Here is a 5,117-nt window from a genome sequence, read left to right as displayed (position 1 = left end):
CATCATCATCTGAATCGGAAAAAGCAGAAACAACACCTGAGAAAGAAGAAGAAGACAAAGAGAAAAAAGGCGGTGTTATCGCAAACTATCATGACATCCGCACTGGTGAAAAAAAAGAAGTCAAAGTTGGTAACGCACCGTTTCATGAACTCAAATATACCTACCACAATCAATCAGAAGCTGTTGCAGCCATTGCGGCTTATCGCAATAAATCATCTCGTGGGAAATCTTCTTTCTCATGTGATATTGGTGGTGATCCCTTTGTACAAGCAGAAGCAAAGCTTGTTCAGGAGCCCCCTTTCCGCCCCTATATTCCAGCAGAATGGCGCATCAAAAGTGTTAAGCACAAACTTGATAAAACGGGTGGTTACACTACAAAAATAGATTGCGAGCTTTTTGATGAAGCCCAAGAAAACACAGCTGGAAACGTTGCAAACACCACACCAGACAAAGATGATACCCTTGACCCAAACGCCCCACCTAACGCATGCGACGAAGGCGAAGGCGTCATCCATATGGACGAAGAGGATACATGATAGGTTATAAACCAGATGTAGAGCCCCTCATTTAAAAGATTGCTTAAATACCTCCCTTCCCCATCTTTAAAGGTGGGGAGGTAGTCAAGATGCTTCTTCTAAAGCTGCTTGTTCCTTACAATTATTTTGGATAGGCGTTAAGCTAATCTGCAAATTTAAAGCACTCAAAACACTGAGAAAAGTAGAAAGCCGTGGGTCGCCTTTATCACTTAAAGAACGATAAAGAGACTCTCTTGATAGCCCTGTATTTTGGGCGATTTTACTCATTCCTTGGTTTTTCGCTATTATACCAAGAGCATGGGCAAGATACTTACTATCTTTGCTTTCAAGAGCATCTTCTAAAAGAATCCTTTGTGTCTCAGGTGTCTTGAAATATTCACTTGTGTCAAATTTAGTAATTTCCATGTTTCATTTCCTTTACTAATTGAAGAGCTTTTTCGATATCTTTTTGTTGTGTAGATTTATCACCCGCATTTAATAACAAAATGATTTGTTTACCTTGTTTTACAAAATAGATTCTATAGCCAGGACCATGATGTATTTTTAACTCTCCAATTCCACGGAAAAATTTTACATTTCCAAGAAATCCCGTTTCTATTCTTGCTATCCGTTTAACAATATGCGCTTGCGCAATCTCATCTTTTAAAGAATCTAGCCATTTTATAAAATGCTCTGTTTTGTATACTGTAAACATTTGTAACTTATAAGATACAATTATTACAATGTCAAATACATTCTTTTGTTCCAATGAAAAAGCGACATGAAGCTTAACCAAGCTATCTTTCCGAATGAGAAAGATGTCAATTTTTTTAATCCAGCTCTGCTTTTTGCGGAGCTTTTTTTATGGAGAAGCATATGCGAAAAATATCATCAGAAGGACTTGCACTTATCAAACAATGGGAAGGTTTGCGTTTAAACGCCTATAAAGATGCCATTGGGGTGTGGACAATAGGTTATGGACATACAAACAATGCTGGAAAACCTTTTGTTCATAAAGGCATGGCAATCACTGAAAAGCAAGCAGAAGAACTTCTTTGCCAAGACTTAAGACAATTTGAAAATGCTGTTGAACGCGCTGTTACAGTTTCATTAACAGATGAACAATTCGCGGCTTTAGTCTCCTTTTGCTATAATGTAGGAACAACAGCCTTTTGTAACTCGACACTGTTAAAAAAGCTCAATCAAGGTGAATATGAAGCTGTCCCTGCAGAGCTACAGAAATGGACCAAAGCAGGCGGAAAGCGTCTTGAAGGTCTCGCACACCGGCGTGCAGCAGAAGCAGGCTTATGGGCGAAAGGTGCTTTTGTTTCCTCTAACTACCAAACCGTAGAAACGCAAGCACCAACGGGACTTTTTAAAGCTGAAGCTCTTGCACCAGTTATTGGTTCTTTTTCAGGGCTTGGAGGCTTATTAGCAGGCAATGGTCCAGTGCAATGGGCATTTGCTACCATTATGGTTTTAGCCGCATGTGCTGGCATTTTCTTTGTTGCTAAACGTTTTCAGGAACACCGTTTATGATCTTATGGATGAAAAGAAATCTGCTGTTAATAGGCGCGGCTCTAGCCGCTTTTTTTATGGCTTTGGCAAAAGCTTTTACCCTTGGAAAAAAGGCAGAACAGCAAAAGCAAACAGAAAAAACCTTAAAAGCAGCAACAACACGGCTGGAGGTGGAAAATGAAGTTAATCAGAAAAGTGATACTGATGTGCGTACTGCTCTCTCTCGTTGGTTGCGGGACAAATAAGTATGTCTCTTGTGTTGGTTGGTTGCCAATTTATTTAGAGAGGCAAGATGTTAACGTCATCAGTTCCAATTTAGCAAGAGATATCTTAAAGCATAACAAGCAGGGCGAACGTGTGTGTGGGTGGAAACATGGCTAAGAAAAAAACAAAAGACGATACAGAGCTTACAGAAGGAGAAAAAGAAATCCTTCAAGAAATTATCATGACCTACAAAAGTATAAAAGTGATGTCACGTTATACAAAATGGATTGTAATCATTATACTCTTATTAGCCCTTGATTTTTCACGTATTATGGATGCGTTTGTAAGTATTTTTACACAAAAACCAAATATCCGACTCTAAACATACTCTGAGACGCGCAAAATTCTTTAGAAAATGGTTTCTTAATTTTGCTCGTCTCATGGAGACTATCAATAATAGCTTTACACATTTAAAACTGTTATTTTCACAAAATTGGACATATCAAATTTCTCGTCAAAATAACTAAAAAAAACACTGCAGAGGTAATTGTAAAAATTCTATCCTGTTATAAATGAAGCCCACTGTTCCAAGAGAACATGTCGCTGTTCTAAAAAATCCGTTCGCATATAAGCTTTTGTCACTGAACTCCCAACTGAATGGGCAAGAACCGTTTCTGCAATCTCAAACGGTGTTGACGTTGTTTCTGCTATCCAATCCCGTAAGCTTGAACGAAAACCATGGGGACGATAAGTTAAGCCGCAAACTGTCATATATTTTGCCATGGTAGCATCAGAAATGGGGTTGCCTTTAAGACCAGAAAATAGAAAACCATTCTTTTCAAAGGGGAGAGTTTTTTCAATAACTCTCAAAGCTTCATCACTTAGTGGCACGCGAAAGTCTGAAACTTTCCCTACAATACCTTTCATATTTTCTTTGGGTATCGTCCATATATCTTTATCAATTTGTTCAAGGCGCAAATAGCGCAATGGATACGACCGTACTCCAGTCAAAATCAAGAGCTTCAGTGCTAAATTTGAAAGGATATTATCATCCAAGCTCTGATAAAATGCCGGAACTTCTTGCCATGGCATAGCAAGAATATTTGTTGGTGTAGCACGGGGTTTTCCTAAAAGAGCGCGTGCTTTCATACAAGCCTGTAGATCAACATCTAAACCAAGAGCCGCAGCATATTTCAAGCAAATATTGATACGGTTAAGTGCTTTTCGCGCTGTGTCTGCTTTTTCATGCCAAAGGGGTGCGAGAACATTGCGAATGATATTGGCTGTTAATTTTTCTATAGGTAAATTACCTATATGTGGAATCACGTGCAACTCTAGTGGAGAAAACCAGCGGCCGTTTTTACCTTCATTTTTCAACTCTGCTTTTTTGCTTTCAAAAGCCGCTTTTGCAATTTCTTGAAAAATATTGCTTTGCTGTTTTAAAATAGTCTGTTCTCGAAAGACAATAGGATCATTGCCTTCTTTAAGAATATCACTATAATATCTTGCAAGCTCGTGCGCTTCTTTTAAAGAGAGTTTCGTAACAGGACCAAGTCCCATTTCACGGCGCTTATTGTGGTGCGTATAGCGAAAAAACCAAGAGCGTGTATTGTCTTTTCGAACATTCAACCATAGCCCTGCCCCATCACAATATTTACCCTGCGGAGACGTCTTTACGAATGATGCTGATAACCGATGAATCGCCCTCACTTAACGCCCCCTCTCGTCCACCTTTTTTGGCCCACCTTTTAGACCACCTTTATTTTCTGATTTGAGATTTTTTCTTTAATACTTACTTTTTTATTGAATCATAAAAAGCTATAGACATCAATACGCCCTTACACATCTTTATATACTTTGAATCTTGTTGCTAAGCCCCTGCTTGCCGCGTCTGGGCACACAACAAAATAAAGCGGTTCATTTTTATCCTTCGCATGTTGAATCGCATAAACAGCGGCTTCCTCTGGTGGAGTAAAGATGCCATTAAAGGACACATGCACCTTGCCATCAGCACCCTCTTGTAAATGCTGCTTTTCTTCATCCGTTAAATAATGTGCGTGAGGAAACAATCGCGCCATTCCAAGCGAAGGCAAGGATGGCAGATTGTTGATCATCACAAATAGCAAGACTTAAGGATAGCATTCATATTGTTCTGGATGCTTTTTACAAAACGGGCTGTTTAAGCGCTTCTTGACACTGCGCTGTGGTATGACAGCACCTGGACGACAAATCGGAAGGTTTTCGGCTTTATGGTTTACACACCACCCCCCCCTTTCATCTTTATAGCGGAATCCTGATTGAACCATACAAGCATGAATTGTTGCTATTGCATTATTACTGAGCTTGCTGCTTTCTGGATCCTTATCATAAGGGGTTGGCATACCACATTCTAACAAGCCTTTTCCTACCTCAGTAAAATCTGCTCCCGGTTTCTCCCAAGCAGTCAAATATCCTGAAGGAGGCTTATTAAACTGACATCCAGCTATACTTAACAAAGTTACAGCACTTAATAATTTTACGATGTGTTTCATTTTTTACTCCATGATTTACTTAAAGGAAATTGTTCACGATGAGATGAACCATAATCATATCTACATTTATAACCTGCATCTCCAAGACAAGTATGGGAACTTATGGGATTCATGACCACTCTCCACCATTCTTTCCACCAGTTACTACCAGCAGGTATTGTCTCGTAGGTATAGCCATTGCCGCCAATAATTCTGCTGACAAAGTCGTATCTATTCCCATCAAAGCCAACAATGGTTTGTTTGCCGTCACTCACATAACCTAACAGACCGGATGCAACTAAAACATTAAAGGCTGGTCCATAGAGATTGATAGTCGTGTTTTCGTTGGCTATACCGTGAACACCTTCTT

8 protein-coding genes and 3 pseudogenes are annotated in these 5,117 nt (G+C 39.5%); 5 read left to right on the top strand and 6 right to left on the bottom strand.

All coding sequences use genetic code 11. The features are described from left to right. A pseudogene (locus ACFINW_RS09470) lies at positions 1–536 on the top strand (late control protein); the annotation flags it as partial. Between the two features lie 84 nt (positions 537–620). On the opposite strand, the gene ACFINW_RS09465 reads toward ACFINW_RS09470, so the two are convergent. Further along, the gene (locus ACFINW_RS09465; RefSeq protein WP_273783426.1) at positions 621–941 is read right to left on the bottom strand and encodes an addiction module antidote protein; all 321 of its coding nucleotides are present in this window, start codon (positions 939–941) and stop codon (positions 621–623) included. Then, entirely contained in the window at positions 928–1,230 is a 303-nt protein-coding gene (locus tag ACFINW_RS09460) for a type II toxin-antitoxin system RelE/ParE family toxin (RefSeq protein WP_212113015.1), read from the bottom strand. Before ACFINW_RS09460 ends, ACFINW_RS09465 begins: the two co-directional genes overlap by 14 nt. A 161-nt stretch (positions 1,231–1,391) precedes the next feature. Here ACFINW_RS09460 and ACFINW_RS09455 point away from each other — a divergent pair, with 161 nt between their 5' ends. The 4 genes from ACFINW_RS09455 to ACFINW_RS09440 are packed head-to-tail and all read left to right on the top strand — an operon-like array spanning position 1,392 to position 2,619. Beyond that, positions 1,392–2,054, top strand: a complete 663-nt coding sequence (locus tag ACFINW_RS09455) for a lysozyme (protein ID WP_375641091.1) — start codon at positions 1,392–1,394, stop codon at positions 2,052–2,054. After that, the gene (locus ACFINW_RS09450) at positions 2,051–2,278 is read left to right on the top strand and encodes a hypothetical protein (RefSeq protein WP_375630023.1); all 228 of its coding nucleotides are present in this window, start codon (positions 2,051–2,053) and stop codon (positions 2,276–2,278) included. The genes ACFINW_RS09455 and ACFINW_RS09450 overlap by 4 nt, the downstream gene beginning before the upstream one ends. After that, positions 2,211–2,414 (top strand): hypothetical protein, encoded by a 204-nt coding sequence (locus ACFINW_RS09445; RefSeq protein ID WP_375630024.1) that lies wholly within the window; start codon positions 2,211–2,213, stop codon positions 2,412–2,414. The genes ACFINW_RS09450 and ACFINW_RS09445 overlap by 68 nt, the downstream gene beginning before the upstream one ends. Then, entirely contained in the window at positions 2,407–2,619 is a 213-nt protein-coding gene (locus tag ACFINW_RS09440) for a hypothetical protein (protein WP_375641090.1), read from the top strand. The genes ACFINW_RS09445 and ACFINW_RS09440 overlap by 8 nt, the downstream gene beginning before the upstream one ends. A gap of 176 nt (positions 2,620–2,795) precedes the next feature. Here ACFINW_RS09440 and ACFINW_RS09435 read toward each other — a convergent pair whose 3' ends face one another. The 4 genes and pseudogenes from ACFINW_RS09435 to ACFINW_RS09420 all read right to left on the bottom strand — a co-directional run. Beyond that, positions 2,796–3,947 (bottom strand): tyrosine-type recombinase/integrase, encoded by a 1,152-nt coding sequence (locus ACFINW_RS09435; protein WP_375674244.1) that lies wholly within the window; start codon positions 3,945–3,947, stop codon positions 2,796–2,798. 170 nt (positions 3,948–4,117) lie between these two features. After that, positions 4,118–4,300 (bottom strand): annotated as a pseudogene (locus tag ACFINW_RS09430) (filamentous hemagglutinin); the annotation flags it as partial. A 66-nt stretch (positions 4,301–4,366) separates the two neighbouring features. Continuing rightward, on the bottom strand, positions 4,367–4,768 hold the full coding sequence (locus ACFINW_RS09425) for a hypothetical protein (protein WP_375674243.1): 402 nt from the start codon (positions 4,766–4,768) through the stop codon (positions 4,367–4,369). Then, positions 4,765–5,117 (bottom strand): annotated as a pseudogene (locus tag ACFINW_RS09420) (filamentous hemagglutinin); the annotation flags it as partial. The gene ACFINW_RS09425 and the pseudogene ACFINW_RS09420, both read right to left, overlap by 4 nt.

This window comes from Bartonella sp. AA18HLJMS (assembly GCF_042197245.1).
Lineage (GTDB): Bacteria > Pseudomonadota > Alphaproteobacteria > Rhizobiales > Rhizobiaceae > Bartonella.
Note: the sequence above shows the minus strand (reverse complement) of the source record. Positions and strands in the feature narration are given on the sequence as shown.